23 protein-coding genes are annotated in these 22613 nt (G+C 72.0%); 15 read left to right on the top strand and 8 right to left on the bottom strand.

Features of this window, described 5'->3' with window-relative positions; all coding sequences use genetic code 11:
- Window positions 1-10: 10 nt before the first annotated feature.
- Together HJG52_RS10455 and HJG52_RS10450 are read left to right on the top strand one after the other, a co-directional pair.
- Complete coding sequence (locus tag HJG52_RS10455) at window positions 11-679, top strand: MOSC domain-containing protein (RefSeq protein WP_171243534.1); 669 nt, start codon at window positions 11-13, stop codon at window positions 677-679.
- Window positions 680-802: 123 nt separating this feature from the next.
- A complete protein-coding gene (locus tag HJG52_RS10450) occupies window positions 803-1726 on the top strand; it encodes a DUF559 domain-containing protein (RefSeq protein ID WP_171243533.1) in 924 nt (307 codons plus the stop codon).
- A 107-nt stretch (window positions 1727-1833) separates the two neighbouring features.
- On the opposite strand, the gene HJG52_RS10445 is transcribed toward HJG52_RS10450, so the two are convergent.
- Together HJG52_RS10445 and HJG52_RS10440 are read right to left on the bottom strand one after the other, a co-directional pair.
- Window positions 1834-2055 (bottom strand): acyl-CoA carboxylase subunit epsilon, encoded by a 222-nt coding sequence (locus HJG52_RS10445; RefSeq protein WP_171243532.1) that lies wholly within the window; start codon window positions 2053-2055, stop codon window positions 1834-1836.
- A 38-nt stretch (window positions 2056-2093) separates the two neighbouring features.
- Window positions 2094-3737 (bottom strand): acyl-CoA carboxylase subunit beta, encoded by a 1644-nt coding sequence (locus HJG52_RS10440; protein ID WP_171243531.1) that lies wholly within the window; start codon window positions 3735-3737, stop codon window positions 2094-2096.
- A 24-nt stretch (window positions 3738-3761) separates the two neighbouring features.
- Here HJG52_RS10440 and HJG52_RS10435 point away from each other — a divergent pair, with 24 nt between their 5' ends.
- Genes HJG52_RS10435 through HJG52_RS10415 form a run of 5 tightly spaced genes read left to right on the top strand, consistent with a single transcriptional unit; the run spans window position 3762 to window position 8296 of the window.
- Complete coding sequence (locus tag HJG52_RS10435) at window positions 3762-4562, top strand: biotin--[acetyl-CoA-carboxylase] ligase (RefSeq protein ID WP_171243530.1); 801 nt, start codon at window positions 3762-3764, stop codon at window positions 4560-4562.
- Window positions 4563-4592: 30 nt separating this feature from the next.
- The gene (locus HJG52_RS21610; RefSeq protein ID WP_346767678.1) at window positions 4593-5741 is read left to right on the top strand and encodes an adenylate/guanylate cyclase domain-containing protein; all 1149 of its coding nucleotides are present in this window, start codon (window positions 4593-4595) and stop codon (window positions 5739-5741) included.
- Window positions 5738-6547: an enoyl-CoA hydratase/isomerase family protein gene (locus HJG52_RS10425; RefSeq protein WP_171243529.1), complete on the top strand. Its 810-nt coding sequence runs from the start codon at window positions 5738-5740 to the stop codon at window positions 6545-6547. Before HJG52_RS21610 ends, HJG52_RS10425 begins: the two co-directional genes overlap by 4 nt.
- Before the next feature lie 30 nt (window positions 6548-6577).
- Entirely contained in the window at window positions 6578-7252 is a 675-nt protein-coding gene (locus HJG52_RS10420) for a response regulator transcription factor (RefSeq protein WP_171243528.1), read from the top strand.
- 9 nt (window positions 7253-7261) lie between these two features.
- On the top strand, window positions 7262-8296 hold the full coding sequence (locus tag HJG52_RS10415) for a sensor histidine kinase (protein WP_171243527.1): 1035 nt from the start codon (window positions 7262-7264) through the stop codon (window positions 8294-8296).
- A gap of 15 nt (window positions 8297-8311) precedes the next feature.
- Here the strand turns inward: HJG52_RS10415 and HJG52_RS10410 are convergent, their stop codons facing one another.
- A complete protein-coding gene (locus HJG52_RS10410) occupies window positions 8312-8791 on the bottom strand; it encodes a GtrA family protein (RefSeq protein WP_171243526.1) in 480 nt (159 codons plus the stop codon).
- Between the two features lie 111 nt (window positions 8792-8902).
- On the opposite strand from HJG52_RS10410, the gene HJG52_RS10405 reads away from it, so the two are divergent.
- The 3 genes from HJG52_RS10405 (at window position 8903) to HJG52_RS10395 (ending at window position 11904) form a co-directional block, all read left to right on the top strand.
- The gene (locus tag HJG52_RS10405; RefSeq protein ID WP_171243525.1) at window positions 8903-10111 is read left to right on the top strand and encodes a 5-(carboxyamino)imidazole ribonucleotide synthase; all 1209 of its coding nucleotides are present in this window, start codon (window positions 8903-8905) and stop codon (window positions 10109-10111) included.
- Window positions 10108-10635: a 5-(carboxyamino)imidazole ribonucleotide mutase gene (gene purE / locus HJG52_RS10400; RefSeq protein WP_171243524.1), complete on the top strand. Its 528-nt coding sequence runs from the start codon at window positions 10108-10110 to the stop codon at window positions 10633-10635. Before HJG52_RS10405 ends, purE begins: the two co-directional genes overlap by 4 nt.
- Window positions 10636-10866: 231 nt before the next feature.
- Entirely contained in the window at window positions 10867-11904 is a 1038-nt protein-coding gene (locus tag HJG52_RS10395; protein WP_171243523.1) for a cell wall-binding repeat-containing protein, read from the top strand.
- Between the two features lie 60 nt (window positions 11905-11964).
- Here the strand turns inward: HJG52_RS10395 and HJG52_RS10390 are convergent, their stop codons facing one another.
- Entirely contained in the window at window positions 11965-12414 is a 450-nt protein-coding gene (locus HJG52_RS10390) for a CoA-binding protein (RefSeq protein WP_171244105.1), read from the bottom strand.
- A gap of 178 nt (window positions 12415-12592) precedes the next feature.
- Here HJG52_RS10390 and HJG52_RS10385 point away from each other — a divergent pair, with 178 nt between their 5' ends.
- The 5 genes from HJG52_RS10385 (at window position 12593) to HJG52_RS10365 (ending at window position 17739) form a co-directional block, all read left to right on the top strand.
- Window positions 12593-13897 (top strand): nucleotide sugar dehydrogenase, encoded by a 1305-nt coding sequence (locus HJG52_RS10385; protein ID WP_171243522.1) that lies wholly within the window; start codon window positions 12593-12595, stop codon window positions 13895-13897.
- A gap of 3 nt (window positions 13898-13900) precedes the next feature.
- Complete coding sequence (locus HJG52_RS10380) at window positions 13901-14506, top strand: DapH/DapD/GlmU-related protein (protein WP_171243521.1); 606 nt, start codon at window positions 13901-13903, stop codon at window positions 14504-14506.
- On the top strand, window positions 14503-15624 hold the full coding sequence (locus HJG52_RS10375; RefSeq protein ID WP_171243520.1) for a DegT/DnrJ/EryC1/StrS family aminotransferase: 1122 nt from the start codon (window positions 14503-14505) through the stop codon (window positions 15622-15624). Before HJG52_RS10380 ends, HJG52_RS10375 begins: the two co-directional genes overlap by 4 nt.
- Window positions 15624-16616, top strand: coding sequence for a Gfo/Idh/MocA family protein (locus HJG52_RS10370; protein ID WP_171243519.1), 993 nt, complete (start codon window positions 15624-15626; stop codon window positions 16614-16616). Before HJG52_RS10375 ends, HJG52_RS10370 begins: the two co-directional genes overlap by 1 nt.
- Before the next feature lie 61 nt (window positions 16617-16677).
- A complete protein-coding gene (locus HJG52_RS10365) occupies window positions 16678-17739 on the top strand; it encodes an LLM class F420-dependent oxidoreductase (protein WP_171243518.1) in 1062 nt (353 codons plus the stop codon).
- Window positions 17740-17750: 11 nt separating this feature from the next.
- On the opposite strand, the gene HJG52_RS10360 is transcribed toward HJG52_RS10365, so the two are convergent.
- From HJG52_RS10360 to HJG52_RS10345, 4 genes are read right to left on the bottom strand one after another with little or no spacing between them, the layout of a single operon-like run.
- A complete protein-coding gene (locus HJG52_RS10360) occupies window positions 17751-18959 on the bottom strand; it encodes a glycosyltransferase (protein ID WP_240977786.1) in 1209 nt (402 codons plus the stop codon).
- Entirely contained in the window at window positions 18956-20389 is a 1434-nt protein-coding gene (locus HJG52_RS10355) for a polysaccharide biosynthesis protein (RefSeq protein ID WP_171243517.1), read from the bottom strand. Before HJG52_RS10355 ends, HJG52_RS10360 begins: the two co-directional genes overlap by 4 nt.
- Before the next feature lie 35 nt (window positions 20390-20424).
- Window positions 20425-21405: a glycosyltransferase family protein gene (locus tag HJG52_RS10350; protein WP_171243516.1), complete on the bottom strand. Its 981-nt coding sequence runs from the start codon at window positions 21403-21405 to the stop codon at window positions 20425-20427.
- Window positions 21402-22547, bottom strand: a complete 1146-nt coding sequence (locus HJG52_RS10345; protein WP_346767677.1) for a glycosyltransferase — start codon at window positions 22545-22547, stop codon at window positions 21402-21404. Before HJG52_RS10345 ends, HJG52_RS10350 begins: the two co-directional genes overlap by 4 nt.
- Between the last annotated feature and the right edge of the window lie 66 nt (window positions 22548-22613).

Genomic DNA, 22613 nt, shown 5'->3' with positions numbered 1-22613 from the left:
GGTTGGCGCCATGTCCGGGAAGGTGCTGTCCGTCAACGTCGGGTCGCCCCAGCCCAACGCGGCCAAGAAGGTGGGGACGACCGGGATCGGCAAGGTGCCGGCGCGGTCGGTCGAGGTGCGCGCGCCGGGGCCCAAGCGTGGGGGGCTCGGCAGCGGGGTCGTGGGCGACTTCATCGCGGACACGAAGCACCACGGTGGCGACACGCAGGCGGTCTACGCGTTCGCGCGTGAGGAGCTCGACTGGTGGGCGCGCGAGCTGGGCCGCGACCTTCCCGACGGCATGTTCGGTGAGAACCTCACGACGTCCGGACTCGACGTGGATGGCGCAGTGCTCGGCGAGGATTGGGCGATCGGCGACGAGGTGGTCCTGCGGGTGGAGGGCCCGCGGATCCCGTGCTCGACCTTTGCCGCGCGGATGGGGGAGCGAGGCTGGGTCAAGCGGTTCAGCGACGCAGGTCGCACGGGCGCCTACCTGTCGGTGGTGGCGCCGGGGACGATCCGCCCCGGTGACGCGGTGGTCGTGCGCTCGCGCCCCGACCACGGGGTGAGCGTTCCGGTCGCGTTCCGCGCGTTCATGGGCGACCTCGACGCGGCCCGGGAGGTCCTGGCCGCCGACTGCCTCAACGAGACCGAGGCCGCCGAGCTGCGCGCCATGGTGGCCACCCGCACCCGTCGGTAAGTCACCCAAATGGAAGATCGTTGACGTCGGTAAGTCACCCAAATGGAAGGTCGTTGACCAGACGTCGCCCGGAACCTGTGGACAACTCTCGCGACCGCCTTGAGTTCCGCCACTGTTGCACGCATGCACATCCTCGACCTCGCCTCACCCTTCACCCGCGCGGAGGCACTGTCGGCAGGTATCACCGATCGAGCGCTCCGGGGGCCGGAGTTCCGCAAGGTGTTCAAGGGCGTCTACGTCGCGCGGGAGATCCCAGACACCTTGGTGGTCCGGTCGCGCGCAGCGCTCAAGATCATGCCAAGCGATGCGGTCCTCGGTCTGCACACCGCCGCCCGGCTGTGGCGAGGCGTCGTCCCGGACAGCGCGAACATCCACCTGGCCTTCGCCCGGGACGTCGGCACGGGGATCGACGGCATCAAGACGCACAGGTTCACCCGGCAGTTCGCTGTGCATCGCCGGCACGGGCTGCTTGTGACGACACCCGAACAGACGTTGCTCCACCTTGCGCGCCCGCTCGACCTGGTCCAGCTCGTGGCATGCGCCGACCAGTTCGTCCGGCGTCGGGTCACCACCCCGTTCGACCTCGCCGAGTTCGCTCGCCAATACGGCGGCCAAGGCGCTGCGCTCGCCGAGCGAGCCGCGAAACTTTCGCGCGAACGCGTCGACTCGGCATCGGAGACCCAGGTGCGGCTGCTCATGGTGCTGGCGGGTCTGCCTGAGCCTGTCGTCAACCATGCCATCAAGAGGGCCGACGGAAGCGTGGAGTACCGCCTCGACCTGGCGTTCCCGGCCGTGCAGCTCGCGATCGAGTATGACGGGCGCTGGCACGACACACCGGAGCAGCGGGCGTTGGATGAGGCACGGCGCGACGAACTCACACGCAGGGGGTGGACGTTCGTCGTGCTCCGTGCCGAGGACGTCTACGAGACGCCAGCCGAGACCCTTGCCCGGCTTCACGACGAACTCGCCGCGCACGGCATACCGGTGCCCTCTGTCCTCAGCGACGAATGGCGGCGGCACTTCGCAACGCGCGCGTTGTCGGCGTGAAGTCGGCGGTCAACGATCTTCCATTTGGGTGACTTACCGACGTCAACGATCTTCCATTTGGGTGACTTGCCGACGGGGGATGGTCAGGGTTCGGTGTGTCGGGTCGCTCAGCGGGGCCAGGCGGAGGCGCGCCAGGCTCCCGGGCCGGGGGTGAGGGGGCGGCGGACGAGGCGTTCGCGGGACGCCCACTGCGAGGTATGCCGCGGGGCCGGCTCGGTGCCCGCGTCGCCACCCGCGGCGGCCAGCACGGCGAGGACCGCGGCCACTTCTTCCGGGGTCGCGTCGCCGCGGACCAGCCGCAGCGGGGGACCGGAGTCGGCCGAGGTCATAGCGTGGGGTCCCCCTGAGCTCGGAGCCTGCGACGCGGTCATAGGGGAATGTTCCCGTGCTTCTTGGGGGGCAGGGTCTCGCGCTTGGTGCGCAGGGCCCGCAGGGCCTTGGTGACGTTCATCCGCGTGTTCGAGGGCGTGATGACGGTGTCGATGTAGCCGCGTTCTGCCGCGATGTAGGGGTTGGCGAGGGTGTCCTCGTACTCGGTGATGAACCGCTGCCGCACCGCCTCGACGTCCTCACCGGCCTCTGCCGCGGCGGCGAGCTGGCGCCGGTAGAGGATGTTGACCGCGCCCTGGGCGCCCATGACGGCGATCTGCGCGGTGGGCCAGGCGAGGTTGATGTCGGCGCCGAGGTGCTTGGACCCCATGACGTCGTAGGCGCCGCCGTAGGCCTTGCGGGTGATGACGGTGACGAGCGGGACGGTCGCCTCGGCATACGCGTAGATCAGCTTGGCGCCGCGGCGGATGATGCCGTCCCACTCCTGGTCGGTGCCGGGCAGGAAGCCGGGCACGTCGACGAACGTCAGCACCGGCACGTTGAACGCGTCGCAGGTGCGCACGAACCGGGCGGCCTTCTCGGACGCGTCGATGTCGAGGGTGCCGGCGAACTGCATCGGCTGGTTCGCGACGACGCCGACCGAGCGGCCCTCGATCCGCCCGAAACCGCAGACGATGTTCGGCGCGAACAGCGGGTGCACCTCGAGGAACTCGCCGTCGTCGAGGACGTGGTCGATGACGGTCTTCATGTCATACGGCTGGTTGGCGCTGTCGGGGATGAGCGTGTCGAGCTCGCGGTCGAGGTCGGTCACCTCGAGGTCGTTCTCCACCTCGTATGCCGGTGGGTCCTCGAGGTTGTTCGACGGCAGGTAGGAGAGGAGCGCCTTGACGTACTCGATGGCGTCGTCCTCGTCGCTGCCCATGTAGTGCGCCACACCGGATTTCGTGTTGTGGGCGCGGGCGCCGCCGAGGTCCTCGAACGACACGTCCTCACCGGTGACGGTCTTGATGACCTCGGGTCCGGTGATGAACATGTGCGACGTCTGGTCGACCATGACGGTGAAGTCGGTGACGGCGGGGGAGTAGACGGCACCGCCGGCGCACGGCCCCATGATGAGCGAGATCTGTGGCACCACACCGGATGCGTGGACGTTGCGGCGGAAGATCTCGCCGTAGAGGCCGAGCGAGACGACACCCTCCTGGATGCGCGCGCCGCCGGAGTCGTTGAGCCCGACGACGGGGCAGCCGGCCTTCATGGCGAAGTCCATGACCTTGGTGATCTTCTCGCCGAACACCTCACCGAGCGAGCCGCCGAAGACGGTGAAGTCCTGGGCGAACACGGCCACGGTGCGGCCGTCGATGGTGCCGTAGCCCGTGACGACGCCGTCGCCGTAGGGCCGGTTCTGCTCCTGCCCGAAGGCGGTCGAGCGGTGCCGGGCGTACTTGTCCATCTCGACGAACGAGCCCTCGTCGAGCAGCAGCTCGAGCCGTTCGCGCGCCGTCTTCTTGCCGCGCGCGTGCTGCTTCTCCACGGCCCGCTCCGACCCGGCGTGCGCGACCTCGGCCACCCGGCGCTTGAGGTCCTTGAGCTTGCCCGCGGTCGAGTGGATGTCGATGTCCTCGGGGACGTCCGTGCCACCAGTGGTGGTGAACGAGTCGAGGGGTTCACTGCTTGGCGCCATGCCGGCGAGCCTAGCCTTGGCGCCATGCGCGAACCCCTCCAGCGTGAGCCATTGCACGAGGCGTTGGTCACGCCCGGTTCGCCGTGGCGCGGCATCGACGTCCATCCCGAGCTCGGCTCGACGAATGCCGAGGCGGCGCGCATCGGTGAGCCGTGGCACGTCGTCACGACCGACCACCAGGTCACCGGTCGCGGCCGGCTCGGCCGCACGTGGGAGACACCGGCCCGGACGTCCGTGGCCCTCTCGGCCCTCGTCCCGGCTCCGTCGGCGCCGAACGCCGCCGGCTGGATGCCGCTGGTCACCGCGCTCGCCGTCCGCGACGCCATCGCCGAGACGACCGGCCTGGCGGCAAACCTCAAGTGGCCCAACGACGTCCAGCTCCCCGCCGACGACGACCGCAAGGTCTGCGGCATCCTGTGCGAGCTCCACCCGGCCGGCATCGTCGTCGGCATCGGGCTCAACGTCGACCAGGACCGCGACGAGCTACCCGTCCCGACCGCCACCTCGCTGCATCTCGCGGGCGCCACCGACGTCTCGCGCCACGACCTCGTCGTCGCGCTGCTCCGGTCCCTCGTCCGCTGGCACGCCGCCCTCTCCGGTGGCGCCGGCGAGCGCTCGGCCGCGCACGCGGCATACCGGTCGGCTTGCACCACCATCGGTCGCGAGGTCGACCTGCACGAGGCGGGCGGGGCGGTGCGCCGGGTGCGCGCCACCGGCCTCGACGAGCAGGGGCGGCTCGTGGTCGCCGGACCGACGGGTGAGTATGCCGTCGCCGCCGGCGACGTCGTGCACGTGCGGCCGGGCGGTCGTGAGGCGCAGCGGTGAGGAGGCCGCGCGCTCGTTAGGGTTGGCGGCGTGAGCGACGGTGAGGTTGTCGGGCGGCACCGCATCGTGCGTCCCGACGACGCCGAGGCCCTCGCCCAGGACGACCTGGAGGCGCGGCTGCTCGGGCGTCCCGCGTCGATGGCGCGACGCGACGTCAGCCGGGGCGCCGAGGTGTCGCTGCTGTCGGCGCGCAAGTTCTGGCACGCGCTCGGTTTCCCGATCGTCGAGGACGACGACGCGATGTTCACCGAGGCCGACCTCATGGCGCTCAAGTCCGTGGCCCGGCTGGTGCGCGAACAGGAGCTCGACGAGGAGACCGCGCTGGCGATGACGCGAGCGTTCGCCCGCACCACCGACCGGCTGGCCGTCTGGCAGACCCAACTCATGGCCGAGGCGCTCGCGGAGCCCCACACCGAGGCCGCCCTCGACGAGGCGGACGCCCGCGCCGCTCCCGACCTCGCGGCGGCCCGCGCCTCGGCGCTCAAGCTCGCCGACATGGTCGACGAGCTCGAGCCGCTGCTGATCTACGCGTGGCGGCGCCACCTGACCGCCGCGATCTCACGCATGCTCGCCGACGCCGACCCGGACGCGTCGTCCGAGGGTGTCCAGCGGGTCGTGGGGTTCGCCGACCTCGTCAACTTCACCTCGCTCGTGCGCCGCATGACCGAGCGGCAGCTGGCCGTGCTGGTGCAGCGGTTCGAGGCCCTGGCGACCGACATCGTCACGGCGCACGGTGGCCGCGTCATCAAGACCGTGGGTGACGAGATCCTGTTCGTGCACATCGAACCGCTGCCCGCTGCCGCCATCGCGCTCGACCTCATCGACACGATGAAGGAGGACGAGGTGCTGCCGGACGTCCGTGTCGGCATGGCGTACGGGCCGGTGCTGTCGCGGCTCGGGGACGTCTTCGGCACCACCGTCAACCGGGCCAGCCGGCTCACCAGCGTCGCGCCCGCCGGCGAGGTGCTCGTCGACGACGCACTCGCGACGGCGCTCGCGACGATGTCCGGCTTCGAGACCACCGCGCTGCGCCGTCGGACCCTGCGCGGCATCGGACCCGTCACGCCCAGCGCGCTGCGCCGCGCCGCCGGCGGACGCACCCGCACCACCCGCGAACCAAGCGACTCCGGCGAACCAGGCGAACCGGAGCCGTCCAGCACGAGAGAGGCCACCTCATGACCGAGCCCGCACCCCAGTCCGACCAGCTCGTCCGGATCGAGCGGCACGGGGAGGGCGGACACGTCGCCGAGCTCGTGCTCGACCGGCCGGAGGCGATGAATGCCGTGTCGACCGCGATGGCCCACGCGCTCGGCCGCGCGACCAAGGAGCTCGCGGACGACCCGACCGTGCGCGCGGTGGTCGTCACCTCGACGCACCCGAAGGCGTTCTGCGTCGGGGCGGACCTCAAGGAGCGCAACTCCTTCACCGACGAGGAGCTGCGCGCGCAACGCCCACTGGCGCAGGCGGCATACCGGGGCGTCCTCGACCTGCCCGTCCCGGCGATCGCCGCGGTGGACGGGTATGCGCTCGGGGGCGGCTTCGAGATCGCGCTGTCGTGCGACCTCGTCGTGTGTGGCGAGGGTGCGACGGTCGGGCTGCCCGAGGTGACGGTGGGCGTCATCCCCGGCGGTGGCGGGACGCAGCTGCTCACGCGCCGGGTCGGCTGGTCGCGGGCGGCACGGATGATCTTCACGGGGGAGCGGTTCGGTGCGGCTGCGGCGGCGGACCTGGGCGCGGTCGACGAGGTGGTGTCGGCCGGGGCGGCCCGCGAGCGGGCGCTGGAGCTGGCGACCACGATCGCGGCCAACTCGCCCATCGGGGTGCGCAACGCCAAGGCCGCGATGCGGCAGGGGTACGACACCGACCTGTCCGCCGGGCTGCGGATCGAGGACGAGATGTGGGCTTCGACGGCGTTCTCGGCGGACCGGGCCGAGGGGGTTGCGGCGTTCAACGAGAAACGCCGACCGAGCTGGCCCGGTCGCTGAGGACCCCGCGTTTTGCCTACGATCACCCCCATGACCCGAGTGCTCCTCGCCGAGGACGACCCCGCGATCTCCGAACCACTGGCGCGCGCACTGCGCCGCGAGGGTTATGACGTCGATGTCCGCGCCGACGGCAAGGCCGCCCTCGAGGCGTCCGCGGAGAACCCCGACCTGGTCGTGCTCGACCTCGGGCTGCCGTACGTCGACGGGCTGGAGGTGTGCCGGCGGATCCGCGCCGAGGGCCGCACCGTGCCCGTCCTGATCCTCACCGCGCGCGCCGACGAGGTCGACACCGTGGTGGGACTCGACGCCGGAGCCGACGACTACGTGACCAAGCCGTTCCGGCTGGCCGAGCTGCTGGCGCGGGTGCGGGCGCTGCTGCGGCGCAACCCGACCGATGCGCCCGCCTCCAACGAGCTGGTGCGGATCGACCCCGAGGGCCGGCGCGCGTGGTTCAAGGACGAGGAGCTGCAGCTCACCGCCAAGGAGTTCGACCTGTTGCGGGTGCTCGTGCGCGAGCAGGGCAAGGTCGTTTCGCGTGAGCAGTTGATGCGGGAGATCTGGGAGACCGCGTGGTTCGGGTCGACCAAGACCCTCGACATGCACATCTCGGTGCTGCGGCGAAAGCTCGGCGACGACGCGGGACAGCCGCGGTACATCGCGACCGTTCGCGGTGTCGGCTTCCGGTTCGAGCGCGACGACGACTGAGCGCATGCGATGCGCCAGCAACTGATCCGTTCCACGGCCCTGGCCGTGGGGCTCGCCATCCTCATCACGATGGCGCCCGTCGCGTTCGCCCTGTGGAACGCCGGCGCCAACGGTCACGGCATGGTGGCCCAGTGGCTCCAGGAGGGGACACCGTCCGCCACGTCGATGCGCCTAGGCCTCGTCGTGGTCGCCCTGGCCATCCTGGCCATGGTCGGCGGCATCCTGGTCGCGCTACGACAGGCGCATCACCTCACCGGGCCGATGCGGGCGCTGGCCGAGCGGGCCGAGCGGCTCGGGGCCGGTGAGTCCCGCATCCAGCCGCTGCACTCGGGGATCGCCGAGCTGGACCAGGTGTCGGAGGTGCTGTCGCGCAGCGGTCAGCGGTTGACCAAGAGCCTGGCGTCGGAGCGCGACTTCGCCGCGGACGCGTCGCACCAGCTGCGAACGCCCCTGACGGCGCTGCTGATGCGGCTCGAGGAGATCGCCGCCACCGACGACCTGGAGGTCGTGCAGGAGGAGGCCAACATCGCCATCGCGCAGGTGGAGCGGCTGACGGGCGTCGTCGACGACCTGCTGTCCCGCAGCCGTCGGGGCGGTGACGAGGCCAAGGCGACGGTGTCGCTCGACTCCGTGATCGCTGCCCTGCAGCGCGAGTGGCAGCCGGCATTCGAGCAGGCGCGTCGCTCGGTGCGGGTCCACGGCGAGCGCGGGCTGGTCGTGCAGGCCAAGCCGGTCGACCTGTCCCAGGTGCTCTCGACGCTGCTCGAGAACGCCTTGGCCCACGGGCGCGGCACTGTCGACGTGCATGCCCGCCGGTCGGGCCCGTCGGTCGTCGTCGAGGTCAGCGACCAGGGTGAGGGGGTGCCCGCCACCATTGCGCCGCACATCTTCGAGCGGTCGGTGACGACGACGGGCACCGGCCTGGGGCTGGCGCTGGCCCGCGACCTGGCGGAGTCCAACGGTGGCCGGCTCGAGCTGATCCAGGCACAGCCGGCGATCTTCGCGCTGTTCCTCAGCGAGTCCGAGGGCGTGGTGCTGGGCTGAGGCCGGACGGCCGGTTCAGCGCTCGGCGAGCGGCGAGGTGTCCTCGAGGGGCTCGCGGCTGAAGACGAAGGTCCGGTAGGCCCAGAACCGGAACAGCGTCCCGAGAGCGATGCCGATGAGGTTGGCGACGTTGTCGGCGGACAGGCTCTTGAGGTCGAGCACGTAGTGCGAGAAGGCGATCACGCCCACCCCGATGAGCAGCGCCACACCGTTGGTCACGAAGAACAGCAGCGCCTCGTGGTGCACCGGCCGGTTGCGGCGGCGGCGAAAGGTCCACATCCGGTTGCCGATCCAGGCCACCAGGGTGGCGACGCCGGCCGAGATCACCTTGGCGGTGCTCGGCTTGTCCTCGAGGGCGGTGTGCCGCAACAGGTTGAACAGGCCGACGTCGATGATGAAGGCCACCCCTCCCACGACCCCGAACTTGATCAACTCGCGATAGAGGACGCCGACCGTCCCGCGCAGGCGGTCGAGCAGGGCGGGGGCACCGGGCACCGGGTGAGCCTATCCGTGCGACGGGCGCCGCACGCGCCGACCGTGCCGGTATGCCGCGAGGGGCCGCGGGCGGGTCGTGGGGACGGATTGCGGGGCCGGTATCGTCGCGGCGTGACTTCGCCGCAGCGTGCCCCGGGAGGGTTTCCCGTCGTCGGGATCATCGGTGGCGGGCAGCTGGCCCGCATGTGTGCTGCCCCTGCGGCCGAGCTCGCGATCACGCTGTCGGTCCTCGCCGAGGCGCCCGACGCCGCGGCGGCGCAGGTCATCCCCTCGGCACCGGTCGGCGACTACACCGACGTCGAGACGGTCCGCGCGTGGGCGCGCGAGTGCGACGTCGTGACGTTCGACCACGAGCACGTGCCGGCCGACGTCCTGGCCGCGCTCGCCGCCGACGGGGTCACGTTGCACCCGAGCCCTGACGCCCTGCACTTCGCCCAGGACAAGCTCGCCATGCGGGAGCGGATGACCGCGATCGGCGTCGCCTGCCCGGCCTGGGCGCCTGCGCGCACCGCCGCCGACGTCGAGGCGTTCGGCGCCGAGCACGGCTGGCCGGTCATCGCCAAGACGCCGCGCGGTGGCTACGACGGCAAGGGAGTTCGCGTCGTCAACCGACCCGAAGACGTCGCCGACTGGCTCGACCTCGCCGCCCAGCAGGACGGCACCACCGGCCCGCTCGCCGACGGCATCCTGCTCGAGGAGAAGGTCGACTTCGTCCGCGAGCTCGCCGTCCTCATCGCCCGCAGCCCCATGGGGCAGGCCGCCGCGTGGCCGGTCGTCGAGACCGTCCAGACCGACGGCATCTGCACCGAGGTCCTCGCGCCGGCTCCCGGACTCGACCCCGACCTCGCCGCCGTCGTCACCGAAGCCGGCCTGCGTATCGCCGAATCCCTCTCAGTGACAGGTGTTTTCGCGATCGAGATGTTCGAGGTGACCGACCCGGGGACGGGCGCCCCGGCATACGTCGTCAACGAGCTCGCCATGCGGCCGCACAACTCCGGCCACTGGTCGATGGACGGAGCCGTCACCGGCCAGTTCGAGCAGCACCTGCGTGCCGTCCTCGACCTCCCCCTGGGTTCCCCCACGCCCCGCGCGCCGTTCACGGTGATGGCCAACGTCCTCGGCGGCGACCACCCGGAGCTCTACCCGGCATACCGGCACGTCATGGCACGCGACCCCGAGCTCAAGGTGCACCTCTACGGCAAGGGCGTCCGGCCCGGCCGCAAGATCGGCCACGTCAACCTCACCGGCACCGACCTCGCCGACCTGCGCGAGCGCGCCGGGCACGCCGCTGACTACCTCACGGGAGTGATCACCGAATGAGCGACCAGACCCCGCAGCAGCCCCTCGTCGGCCTCGTCATGGGCAGCGACAGCGACTGGCCGGTCATGGAGGCGGCGGCGCAGGCGCTCGAGGAGTTCGACGTGCCGTTCGAGGCCGACGTCGTCTCGGCACACCGCATGCCGGACGAGATGATCGCCTACGGCCAGAACGCCGCCGGCCGCGGGCTGCGCGTCATCATCGCCGGTGCCGGGGGAGCGGCCCACCTGCCCGGGATGCTCGCCTCGGTGACACCGCTGCCGGTCATCGGGGTGCCCGTGCCGCTCGCGCACCTCGACGGCATGGACTCGCTGCTGTCGATCGTGCAGATGCCGGCCGGCGTGCCGGTGGCCACCGTCTCGGTCGGTGGGGCGCGCAACGCGGGGCTGCTCGCCGTGCGGGTCCTCGCCGCGGGCGACGGGGAGTATGCCGCGGGGTTGCGCGAGCAGATGGTCGCCTTCCAGGGCGACCTGCGCGACCAGGCGCACGCCAAGGGCGCGGCGCTTCGGGCCCGACGCCAGGGCTGAGCCACCCGGCCTGCGGCCCGGCGCCAGGCCCGAGCCACCCGGCCTGCGGGCCCGGCGCCAGGGCTCGAGTGGCACCGCGGGCGCGCCGAGCCGCGCCGCCCCCATCGGTCATTTGTCCCGATTTGTGCCCGGATTCCGCCAAAACGCACCCACAGGGTGCGCTGGCGCGCTTAATCTTCCCTCGGCCGCGTTTCCCACGGCCGCCCCGCCTTTGCCAAAGGACGCACCCTGATGCCCCGTCTCCGTTTCGCCCTGCCCCTCGTGGCGGCGCTGTCGCTCGTGGCCGCCACGAGCGCCATCCCCGCCACCGCAAGCCCCTCCGCCCCCGCTGCGCCGTCGGCCACCACCGCGATCACCAAGGGCCGGCTCGCCGGTGCCGACCGCTACAAGACCGCCGTCGCCATCTCCAAGGCCAACTTCGTGGCCCCGCAGGACTACGTCGTGGTCGCGTCGGGCCAGGCCTTCCCCGACGCCCTCGCCGCCGGTCCGATGGGCGGCCTCCTCGAGGCGCCCCTGCTGCTCGTGCCCACGAACGGCACGCTGCCCAGCTCGGTGGCCGCCGAGCTCGACCGCCTCCAGACCAACCAGATCATCGTGGTCGGCGGTCCCGGCGCGGTGAGCAACTCGATGGTCAGCCAGCTCGACCGCCACGCCAAGACCGGTGTCATCGACGTCGTGGCCGGGTCGAACCGGTACGCCACGGCGGCCTTCGCCTCGGACGGGTACGACCCGCCGCTCACCAACCTCCCTGTCTACCTGGCCAGCGGCACCACCTTCCCCGACGCTCTCGGCGGCAGCGCCGCGGCCGCCATCCGCGGCGGCGTCATGCTCCTGACCGCGCCGACCAGCCTCCCCGCGGAGACAGCCAGCGCCCTCAAGCGCCTCAAGCCCAGCAAGGTCGTCGTGCTGGGTGGCACCGGCGCCGTCTCGAACGGCGTCATCACCAAGGTGCGCTCCACGGTGGGCTCGGCGGTCCCGGTGACCCGGGTCGGCGGCTCCAACCGCTACGAGACCGCCGCGAAGGTCTCGGCCAACACGCTCAGCTCGGCCAAGGAGGTCTTCCTGGCGAACGGCACGTCCTACCCGGACGCGCTGGCCGGCGGCGCCGTCGCCCCCTACTGGAACGGCCGCCCGCTGCTGCTGACCCAGAAGGACTGCGTCCCGCGCACCACCCTCAACGAGATCGCCCGCCTCGGTGCGACGAAGGTGACGGCGCTGGGCGGTACCGGAGTCGTCTCCGACGCCGCGCTCAACCTCAAGCCCTGCTGACCGGGCGGGTCCGACCCACCCACGCAGGCACGCGGCATACGCAATCGGCCGGGACGGCGCTCAGCGCGCCATCCCGGCCGATCGCACGCCACGCCACTCGATGCGAGGGCAGGTGTCCATGACGACGTCGAGGCCCGCCTTGCGCGCGCGGTCGGCGGCGTCCTGGTCGACGACGCCCAGCTGCAACCACACGGCGTCGATCTTGAGCCGCTCCTTGTTGGCGATGACCTCGTCGACGACGGCACCCACGCGGTCGGAGTTGACGAAGCAGTCGACGACCTTGATGTCGGTGCCGTCCGGGATGTCGGCGAGGGAGGCGTAGCCCTTCTCGCCGTGGACCGTCTCGGCCTTGGGGTGGACGGGGATGAGGCCCTTGCCCAGCTCCATCTTGAGCCAGCGCGAGATGTCGTATGCCGTTCGCTCCCGGTTCGACGAGAGGCCGACCACCACCCAGATGCCGGGGTCGATGAGCAGCTCACGAATGAGGTCCGGGTCGTTCTGGTGTCGCATGGTCACGTCTCCCAGCATCACACGGTCGCGGGTGAATGGACAGTGACGCGCGCGTGACGCAGCGGTGCCTGCCCGCACGAGCCGGACCCGTGGCGACGCGCTCACGCATGCCGCCGCGCGGACCGCTGCGTCCGTGCCCCTAGGATGCGACCTGCAACCCCGACCGCGAAGGAACGCCGTGAAGATCACTGTCGTCGGCCTGGGCAAGATCGGCTTGCCCCTGGCCGTCCAGTTTGCCAAGTCAGGTCACCAGGTCCACGGGGCCGACGTCAGCCAGAAGGTCGTCGACCTCGTCAACGCCGGAACCGAGCCCTTCCCGGGCGAGGCGCACCTGGCCGACTACCTCGCCGAGGTCGTCGGTGACGGCCGGCTCGAGGCGACCACCGACACCGCTGCCGCCGTCGCCGACAGCGACGCCGTCGTCGTGGTGGTGCCCCTGTTCGTCGACGAGGAGGCCCGGCCCGACTTCGGCTGGATGGACTCCGCCACCGAGGACATCGCGCGCGGCCTGAAGCCCGGCACCCTGGTCATCTACGAGACGACCCTGCCGGTCGGCACCACCCGCACCCGGTGGAAGCCGAAGCTGGAGCAGGGCAGCGGCCTCACCGAGGGCACCGACTTCCACCTCGTCTTCTCGCCCGAGCGCGTCCTCACCGGTCGCGTCTTCGAGGACCTGCGCAAGTACCCCAAGCTGCTGGGTGGCCTCTCGGACGAGGGCGCCAAGCGCGCGGTCGACTTCTACGAGCAGGTGCTGCAGTTCGACGAGCGCCCCGACCTGACCCGCGCCAACGGTGTGTGGGACCTCGGGTCGGCCGAGGCAGCCGAGATGGCCAAGCTGGCCGAGACGACCTACCGCGACGTCAACATCGGCCTCGCCAACCAGTTCGGCGCCTTCGCCGCCAAGAACGGCATCGACGTCTTCCAGGTCATCGAGGCCAGCAACTCCCAGCCGTACAGCCACATCCACCGCCCCGGCATCGCCGTCGGCGGCCACTGCATCCCGGTCTACCCGCGGCTCTACCTGTGGAACGACCCCGACGCCACGGTCGTCCGCGCCGCGCGCGAGGCCAACGCCGCCATGCCGGCATACACCGTGGGTCTCACCGTCGGCGCAGCCGGCGGCTCGCTGCAGGGCAAGAAGGTCGCCGTCCTCGGCGCGTCGTACCGCGGTGGCGTCAAGGAGACGGCCTTCTCCGGCGTCTTCGCGACCGTGGACGCGCTGCGCGAGGCGGGCGCCGACGTGGTCGTGCACGACCCCATGTATGCCGCGGACGAGCTCGCGAAGTTCGGCTGGGACGCGTACACGGTCGGTGAGCCGGTCGACGTCGTCGTCGTCCAGGCCGACCACGCCGAGTACCGCGACCTGTCGGCTTCGGACTTCCCGGGCGTGCAGGTCGTCGTCGACGGCCGCCGCGTCCTCGACCCGGCCAGGTTCGACGGCGTGCGCTTCCTCGTGGTCGGCCAGGCCGAGAAGGTGAGCTGAGCGGTGGGCGTCCGGATCGTGGAGTCCGCCGACGTCTCGCCCGAGGCGACCATCGGCGACGGCTCCTCCGTCTGGCACCTCGCGCAGGTGCGCGAGAACGCCACCCTCGGCGCGAACTGCGTGGTGGGCCGGGGTGCCTACGTCGGCACCGGGGTCCAGATGGGTGACAACTGCAAGCTGCAGAACTACGCGCTGGTCTACGAGCCCGCCGTCCTCGAGGACGGGGTCTTCGTCGGGCCCGCGGTGGTCTTCACCAACGACCACTACCCGCGCGCGATCAACCCCGACGGCTCGCTGAAGAGCGGCGCCGACTGGGAGGCGGTCGGGGTGACCTGCCGCACCGGCGCGTCCATCGGCGCCCGGTCGGTCTGCGTCGCGCCCGTGACGATCGGCCGCTGGGCGCTGGTTGCCGCCGGCTCCGTCGTCACCCAGGACGTCCCTGACTTCGCGCTCGTGGCCGGCGTCCCGGCCAAGCGCATCCGGTGGGTCGGCAAGGCCGGCGTACCACTCGAGCCCGGCGACGAGCCCGGCACCTGGGTCTGCCCGACGACGGGCGACCGTTACACCGAGACCGACGACACCCTGACGGAAGAAGGCTCCGCGTCATGACCGAGACGACCACCCCGCAGGAGCAGGCGTTCATCCCGCCCGCCAAGCCCCTCATCGGCGACGAGGAGCGCGAGGCCGTCGACCGCGTGCTGCGCAGCGGCATGCTGGCCCAGGGCCCGGAGGTCAAGGCGTTCGAGCAGGAGTTCGCCGAGCACTTCGGTCTCGGCCGCGCCTGCGTCGCGGTGAACTCGGGCACCTCGGGTCTGCACCTCGGTCTGCTGGCCGCGGGCGTCGGCCCCGGCGACGAGGTCATCGTCCCGTCGTTCACCTTCGCCGCCACCTGCAACTCGGTCGCCCTCACGGGCGCGACCCCCGTCTTCGCCGACATCGACCCGGAGTCGTTCTGCCTCGACCCCGCGGCGGTCGAGCGCGTCGTCACCGAGCGGACCGTCGGCATCATGCCGGTCCACCTCTACGGCCACCCCGCGGACATGCCCGGCCTGCAGGCGGTCGCCGACAAGCACGGCCTCAAGGTGTTCGAGGACGCCGCGCAGGCCCACGGCGCCTCGCTCGGCGGGACGCCCGTCGGTGCGTTCGGCCAGTTCGCGATGTTCTCGCTCTACCCGACCAAGAACATGACGTCCGGTGAGGGCGGCATGGTCAGCGCGGCCGACGGCGAGACCGAGCGGCTGCTGCGGCTCTACCGCAACCAGGGCATGGAGCAGCAGTACCACAACGAGGTCGTCGGCCTGAACAACCGCATGACCGACATCCACGCCGCCATCGGCCGCGTCCAGCTCACCAAGGTCGACGGGTGGACCAAGCAGCGGCAGGACAACGCGGCCTACCTCTCGGCGAACCTCGAGGGTGTCACCGCGCCCCCCGTCGCCGACGGTGCGGTGCACGTCTACCACCAGTACACCGTGCGCGTCCCCGAGGACCGCGACGGTCTCGCGAAGGCGCTCAAGGAGGAGTATGCCGTCGGGTCCGGCATGTTCTACCCGGTGCCCAACCACCAGCTGAAGCCGTTCGCCGGCAACACCTCGGACGCAGACCTGCCGGAGACGATGCGGGCCGCCGCCGAGTGCCTCTCGCTGCCGGTGCACCCGTCGCTCAGCCAGGGTGACCTCGAGCGAATCGTCAATGCTGTCAACGCTCTTGCGAAGGCGGGTGCCTGATGGCAAACCTGCGCGCCGGACTCATCGGCCTCGGCATGATGGGTCGCCACCACGCTCGCGTCCTGGGGTCGCTCGACGGTGTCGACCTCGTCGCCGTGGCGGACCCGGGCGGTGACGTGCACGGGGTCGCCGGCGGCCGCCCCGTCCTGGAGAACGTCGAGCAGCTCATCGAGACCGGCATCGACTACTGCATGGTGGCCGTGCCGACGATCTACCACGAGCAGGTCGGACTGACCCTCGCCGAGGCCGGGGTCCACGCCCTCGTGGAGAAGCCGCTCGCCCAGGACACCCCCGCCGCCCGCAAGGTCGCCGACGCGTTCGCCGCCAAGGGCCTCGTCGGCGCCGTCGGGCACATCGAGCGCTACAACCCCGCGCTGCAGCAGGCCCGCAGCCGCCTCGAGGCCGGCGAGCTCGGCGACGTCTACCAGGTGACCACCCGCCGGCAGGGTCCGTTCCCGGCACGCATCGCCGACGTCGGTGTCGTCAAGGACCTCGGCACCCACGACATCGACCTCACGGCGTGGGTCACCCAGCAGGAGTTCACCTCGGTCGCCGCGCGCACGGCATACAAGTCGGGTCGCGAGCACGAGGACCTCGTGGCGGTCGTCGGGCAGCTCTCCGGCGGCACGGTGACCAACCACCTCGTCAACTGGCTCTCGCCGCTCAAGGAGCGGGTCACGATCATCACCGGCGAGCGTGGGGCGTTCGTCGCCGACACCCTCACCGCTGACCTGACGTTCTACGCCAACGGCGAGGTCGAGCACACGTGGAGCGACCTCGCCCAGTTCCGTGGGGTGTCCGAGGGCGACGTCGTGCGCTACGCCATTGCCAAGCCGGAGCCGCTGCGGGTCGAGCACGAGAACTTCCGCGACGCGGTGCTGGGCAAGGAGGCCGACATCGTCACGATGGAGCAGGGCCTCACCACGGTGCGCGTCGCCGAGGCCTGCATCGAGTCGGCCACGAGCGGGCGTACGGTCGTCCTCGACGGCTGAGCCGCGAGCGCGGCCGCGCACCAGGCACTTCACCACCAGGTAGCACGAGGAGATCGACCGGATGAAGTTCGGACTGTTCATTCCGCAGGGTTGGAAGATGGACCTCGTCGGCATCGAGCCGAGCCAGCACTGGGGCGTCATGGCCGGGCTCGCGCGTCGTGCCGACGCCAACGAGGACTGGAGCTCGGTCTGGGTCTACGACCACTTCCACACCGTGCCGGTGCCCAGCGAGGAGGCCACCCACGAGGCGTGGACCCTCATGTCCGCCTTCGCCGGGGTGACCGGTCGGGTGCGGCTGGGCCAGATGTGCACCTGCATGAGCTACCGCAACCCGGCCTACCTCGCCAAGGTCGCCGCCACCGTCGACATCGTGTCCGAGGGCCGGCTCGAGATGGGGATCGGCGCCGGCTGGTACGAGGACGAGTGGCGCGCCTACGGCTACGGCTTCCCCCGCGCGGGGGAGCGGCTCGCGCGGCTCGACGAGGGCGTCCAGATCTTCCGGCAGATGTGGACCGAGGGCCGTTCGACGTTCTCCGGCAAGCACTACACGACCGAGGGCGCCCGCTGCTACCCGCAGCCGCTGCAGGGCACCGCGGTCCCCGGGTCGGCCGCGAACGGCATACCCATGTGGATCGCCGGTGGCGGCGAGAAGGTGACGTTGCGGATCGCGGCGCAGTATGCCGACTACACCAACTTCGGTGCCGGCGTCGCCGCGGACTTCGCCGCCAAGAGCGAGGTCCTGGCGGCCCGCTGCTCCGACGTCGGCCGCGACTACGACGAGATCACCCGCTCGACCAACCTCGACATCTTCATCGGTGCCACCGAGCGCGACGTCGCCGACCGGATCGCCTGGCTCGAGGACCACATGCGCCGCGCGGGTGTGCCCGACAAGGAGCTCACCGACCGCATCGAGGGGATCCGCCGCAGCCCCGGCACGGGCACGCCCGAGCAGATCGTGGAGCGCCTCCGCGAGCTCGAGGGCCTGGGCATGAAGTACCTCATCACGTACTTCTACGAGGCGGCCTACGACACCACCGGCATCGCGATGTTCGAGCGCGACGTCATGCCCGAGCTGACCGACCGCGAGCAGCACGGCCACCTCTGGCACCTGGGTCGGCGCTAGGACCCGGCGGGCTACCGGCCCTCCCTGGCCACCTGCTCGACGACGTCGGCGGCGCGGGCCGCCACCGAGTGCTGGCTGGCGTTGGCGACGGTCCACTCGCGCAGCCGCGCCCGCGTGGACGCGGTCGGCGCCGCGCGCAGTGCCGCGGCCATGACCTCGGCCACCGCGTCGACGGACCAGTCGCAGGCCCACCCCAGGTCGTGGTCGGCGACCATGGCGCGTCCGGGGCCGGGCCCGGCATACACGACCGGTGTGCCGCAGGCGGTGGTCGCGAACATCTTGGTGGGGAACGCGTAGTCGTAACCCATCTGCGGGTGCAGGGACGCCAGTCCGGCCCGGGCGCCGGAGAGCAGCGTGGCCACCTCGGCACCGGGCAGCAGGCCGCGGAAGGTGACCCGGTCGCCCGCCAGCCGGGCCGCGCGTTCGCGCAGCTCGGTCTCCTCGCTGCCCTGCCCACACATGACCAGGCGGGCCCCGGGCACGTCGCGCAGGACGCGCGCGAAGGCGTCGACGAAGACACCGGCGCCGTGGATCTCCGACATGGTGCCGGCGTAGACCAGCGTCGGCGCGTCGTCCGTGGCCGCGCGGCCGGTCGGTGCGAAGACATCGGTGTCGACCCCCGTCCCGACCACCGTCACCGGCACCCGGCCACGGGTGAGGCCGCGCACCTCGTCGGCAACGCCGTCGGAGACCGCGAGCACCGCGGCCGCACCGGACATGGTCCAGGCCTCGACCCGCTTCAACACGGCCACGACAGGTGCCGCCACGCCGATGCCCTTCGCCGCCGTCGAGGAGACGTCGCCGGCGTAGTAGACGTAGGGGATGCGTCGCAGCGCGCACACCAGACGCACCACCGTCGCCGTCGTGGGAGGCGGTTCGACGACGACGACGTCCGGCCGGCGAGCCGTGAGCAGCCGCACGAGCAGCGGCCCGTCGAAGCTCGCGAACTGCACGTAGCCACGGACGTTGCCACCGGCGTCGCGCAGGACCGGCCACCGCGAGGCGCGCACCCCAGCGGGGTCGTCCGGCTGTCCCGCGCTCTCCGGCGGACGGGTCGTGAGGACGTCGACCTGGGTGCCGCGGCCGACCAGTGCCCGGGCGAGGGCGCCGAGGCGGTATGCCGCGGCGCCGGCCTCCGGGGGGAAGAGGCGGCTGGCGATGAGGACACGGTTGGTGGGCATCGTTCTCCGGCGGTCGGGGGTGGGGTCGGTCGGGCTCATGGTCGCCGTCGTCCCGGGATGGGGATCAGCCGCAGGTCGCGCCGGTCGATGAGCAGCCAGAGCGCGAGGAACACCAGCACGACCAGCGGGTCGGTCCAGGCGGGGAGGTCGGCCGCGCGCTGGGCCCAGAAGAGGCCCCCGATGACCGCCAGTGCGAGAAGGACCCGGCCGAAGACCCCGGTCCACCGGTGCTGCCCGTGCCGCCACGTGACCACGATCGGGATCGCGGCGATGACGATCGTGCCGCACAGGTAGCCCAGGGCGACGCCGGTCGTGCCCAGCGGGCCGGTCAGCACGAGCCACAGGAGAGCGCCGGCGGCCAGACCCAGCAGGCTCGCCCCGGTGGTCACCCACATGCCGCGCTGGTTCCTCGTGGTGAGCGCATTCACGCTCGGCACACCGAGATTCGTCGCGAGGACGGCGAGCACGAGCAGCGGCAGCAGGTCGGCGGCGCCGGCGAAGCGCGAGCCCCAGATGACCTGCACCAGCAACCGGCTGCCGAGGATGATCGACCCGAAGATCGCCACCATGACCAGCGCGAGGGAGCGGGTGGCCCGGTCGGTCTGCGTGTGGAACGCAGCGTGGTCGCCTCGCCCCCACGCCTGCGCCATCGACGGGAAGAGGACGAGGCTCAGCGACGCTGCGAGCATCGAGGCGGGGGTGGCGAGGTTCAGGGCGGCGGCGTACTGGCCGGCCTCCAAGTTGCCGGCGTTCACCTTGGCCGTGATCTGCGACAGCTGGAGGAAGCCCGTGCTGGCCAGGGACCCGGCCGCGCCCAGGGCCACGAAGACGTCGAGCTCGCGCCGCAGGACGCGCGCCGGCTGGCCGGCGGCATGGTGCGGCCACCCGGCCAGGGCGTACACGGCATACGCGAGGACGAGGGGCAGCACGAGCGCCGGCCCGCGGACACCGGCGGCGAGCGCCCCGACCAGTGCCACGAGGCCGAGCACGACGCTGGCGACGTCCCACGACGTGGCGCGCGGCACCTGCATCGCCCCGAACTGCACGCCCCGGGTGAAGCTGTAGCCCGAGTAGGCGAGGGTCAGGCCGGCCACGCACGCCGCACCCGCCCACGACCCGTCGTCGATCAGCACCCAGACCAGGGCGCTCACGACCGCCAGCAGCAGGCTGGTCTGCACGGTGCGCCGGGACAGGTGGGCAGCCACCGACCGCACCTCGTCGAGGTCGCCGGCACCGCGCGCGCGGGCGATGAACTTCGACGCGGCGCTGCCCGTCGTCGTCGGCCACAGCAGGGCCAGCAGGGTGGCGGTGGCGATGGCCGAGGCGACGACGCCGAGCTCGGCCTTCCCGGCGACGCGCCCGACGAGGAAGGCGGTCGCGAATCGCAGGATCCCTTGTGCCAGTAGGCCGGTCGTGCTCAGGACTCCGCCGCGAACCAGTGACGAGCTGCCCGTGTCGGTGAGGTCCACGGGCCGGACCATGCGCCGCAAGGCAGCCCCCGGGCTCATCGCCGCGCCACCACGTCGGCGTAGACCGTGCTGATCGCCGCGACACCCACGCTGGGGTCGTGTCGCGACCGCACCCAGTCGCGCCCTGCGGCAGGGTCGTGGGTGCCGCCCTCGAGGATGTCGATGATGCCGTCGACGGCGCCGGCCGGGTCGTCGCCGAGCACCGGGGGAGCGTCCGCGGCATACAGGGGCAGGGGTGCGGGGACGGCCAGTGGCGCCCCGCTGCCCAGCGCCTCGAGCTCGCTGGCCGACAGGATGCCGGCTCCCTGCCCGACCACCGCCCGTGCCCCGGCCAGGAGCCGCAGGTAGGCCGCGTGGTCGAGCTTCGGTCGTAGCTGCACCCCCAGCGCGGCGGCCTCGGCCGCAGCGGGCCCCCAGTCGAGACCGACGACATCGACACGGTCACCGACCGCGGAGACGAGCCGCCGCGCCGTCTCGAGCTGCGGCTCGAGACCCTTGACCGCCTCCCACCGCGAGGCGAAGACGACATAGGGGCGCTCGCCGGACTGCGTTGTCCACGAAGGGAGTTCGTCGACATCGACCGGCACGGGGAGCAGCTGCGCATCGGCACGGTGCGGCAGCACGTGCTCGGCCAGGTCGGGTGTGGAGTAGAAGACGGCTTCCGCGTCACGCAGGCCCGCCCGGATCGCGGCCGTGCGCTGCGGCTCGTACTGCGCGGTGCGGACGTCGGTGCCGTGGCAGTGCAGGACGAACCTCGGCACGACGGGCCGCACGTGCGGGAGCGTGGTGGCGGAGTGGACGTGGACGACGTCGTGGCGGCCGGCGGCCACCCGCAGCCCGGCGAGCCAGGCCGCCCCGCGGACCGCCTTGCGCGCCCGGCCGACGGGCCCGCTCCAGTCGCGCGACGGCACGATCGGCCGCTGGTCCCAACGGAGCCCCTCGCGTCGCGCCTGCGCGACGAGGAGCTCGGCGGTGCGGGCGGCCTCACCCACGTGCAGGGCCGACGGAGGTGTCACGAGCCGCTCGACAGCAGCCGCTCGACGATCCCGTCGACGACCAGGACGTCGCGCTCGCTGCTCAGGTCGTGGGCGTGCTCGTGCGAGGCCTGCTTGCCCGCCCGCACGGAGGCGGCGTCGAGGCCCTTGAGCGCGGTGACGAAGGAGTCCTTGTCGAAGTCGGTGGACACGACGCCGAGGTCGTAGTGGCGCACGAGGCGCGCCATCTCGGGTGCCGGCCCGACGGCGTGGGCGAGCCGTGCCTGGACGAAGTCGAAGAACTTGTTGGGGAGCGCGTACTCGGCGTTGACGTTGATCGGCGGCATGCAGAACGCCCCCACGTCGTAGGCGTTGAGCGTCGCCGGCAGGTCGGCCGGGGCCACCGGGTCGTGGATGGTGATGCGGTCGGAGCCGCCGGCGAGACGCTCGAGCTCGGCGAGGTAGCGCCCGCCGTCGGCGGCCGGCACGAGGTAGAGGTCGAGGGTGCACTGCGGCAGCTCGAGGGTGGCCTCGATGAGCATCTCGAGGTTGCGCCCGCGGATCGCGGCACCGCTGTGCACCAGGCGGATCCGGTCGTCGGCAACCGGCGTCGGCGCCAGGTCGCGCCAGGGCCCCGCGTTGCGGATCACCTCGCACGGGACGCCGTAGTGCTCGGTGTACCGGTCGGCCAGCGGCTCGCACACGGTGGTCACGGCGGCCGACCGGGGGAGGTACTCGCGGCACACGTGCTCCATGAGTGGGCCGACGAGCAGGCGCCACGTCCGGACGTGGGAGAACTCCTCGGCTGCCCACTCGTGCATGTCGGCCCACACCGGCGCGCCACGGGCGACCCGGTGGGCCAGGGGCAGCGACCGTGCGTCGTTGGCCACCACGAGGTCGAAGGTGCGGTCGCCCACCAGCTCGAGCCCGCGGCGCAGGCCGGGGGCGTCGAGCTCGGCCGAGTGCAGCCGACGGGTGGCCAGCTTGAGGACGCCCAGAGGTGTCCGGGGGAGGGAGTTCAGTGAGTCCTCCACCTGGAGGTGCTCGGTCGCCGCGGCCGGTGCGGGGCCGTACCCGACGGTCGTCACCTCCCCGTGCCGCGCGAGGGCGTCGATCTGGCGCAGCACGCGGGCATCACGGGTGAGGGGCGACAGCGAGATGCACAGGATCCGGGGCGCGCTCACGGGCATGAGTCTATGGACCGCGCGGCTGTGCGCCGCGCCGCCCCGCGGCGGTCGGCGCCAGCGCCC

The organism is Knoellia koreensis, assembly GCF_013041615.1.
GTDB classification, from domain to species: Bacteria; Actinomycetota; Actinomycetes; order Actinomycetales; family Dermatophilaceae; genus Pedococcus; species Pedococcus koreensis.
The sequence above is the reverse complement of the archived record's forward strand: the minus strand, read 5'-3'. Positions and strand labels throughout refer to the sequence as shown.

What these genes read in the sequence shown, in the direction of transcription:
- HJG52_RS10455 (WP_171243534.1), top strand. Translation starts at nt 11, where the DNA reads ATGTCCGGGAAGGTGCTGTCCGTCAACGTCGGGTCGCCCCAGCCCAAC.
- HJG52_RS10450 (WP_171243533.1), top strand. Translation starts at nt 803, where the DNA reads ATGCACATCCTCGACCTCGCCTCACCCTTCACCCGCGCGGAGGCACTG.
- HJG52_RS10445 (WP_171243532.1), bottom strand. Translation starts at nt 2,055, where the DNA reads ATGACCTCGGCCGACTCCGGTCCCCCGCTGCGGCTGGTCCGCGGCGAC.
- HJG52_RS10440 (WP_171243531.1), bottom strand. Translation starts at nt 3,737, where the DNA reads ATGGCGCCAAGCAGTGAACCCCTCGACTCGTTCACCACCACTGGTGGC.
- HJG52_RS10435 (WP_171243530.1), top strand. Translation starts at nt 3,762, where the DNA reads ATGCGCGAACCCCTCCAGCGTGAGCCATTGCACGAGGCGTTGGTCACG.
- HJG52_RS10425 (WP_171243529.1), top strand. Translation starts at nt 5,738, where the DNA reads ATGACCGAGCCCGCACCCCAGTCCGACCAGCTCGTCCGGATCGAGCGG.
- HJG52_RS10420 (WP_171243528.1), top strand. Translation starts at nt 6,578, where the DNA reads ATGACCCGAGTGCTCCTCGCCGAGGACGACCCCGCGATCTCCGAACCA.
- HJG52_RS10415 (WP_171243527.1), top strand. Translation starts at nt 7,262, where the DNA reads ATGCGCCAGCAACTGATCCGTTCCACGGCCCTGGCCGTGGGGCTCGCC.
- purE (WP_171243524.1), top strand. Translation starts at nt 10,108, where the DNA reads ATGAGCGACCAGACCCCGCAGCAGCCCCTCGTCGGCCTCGTCATGGGC.
- HJG52_RS10395 (WP_171243523.1), top strand. Translation starts at nt 10,867, where the DNA reads ATGCCCCGTCTCCGTTTCGCCCTGCCCCTCGTGGCGGCGCTGTCGCTC.
- HJG52_RS10390 (WP_171244105.1), bottom strand. Translation starts at nt 12,414, where the DNA reads ATGCGACACCAGAACGACCCGGACCTCATTCGTGAGCTGCTCATCGAC.
- HJG52_RS10375 (WP_171243520.1), top strand. Translation starts at nt 14,503, where the DNA reads ATGACCGAGACGACCACCCCGCAGGAGCAGGCGTTCATCCCGCCCGCC.
- HJG52_RS10370 (WP_171243519.1), top strand. Translation starts at nt 15,624, where the DNA reads ATGGCAAACCTGCGCGCCGGACTCATCGGCCTCGGCATGATGGGTCGC.
- HJG52_RS10365 (WP_171243518.1), top strand. Translation starts at nt 16,678, where the DNA reads ATGAAGTTCGGACTGTTCATTCCGCAGGGTTGGAAGATGGACCTCGTC.
- HJG52_RS10360 (WP_240977786.1), bottom strand. Translation starts at nt 18,959, where the DNA reads ATGAGCCCGACCGACCCCACCCCCGACCGCCGGAGAACGATGCCCACC.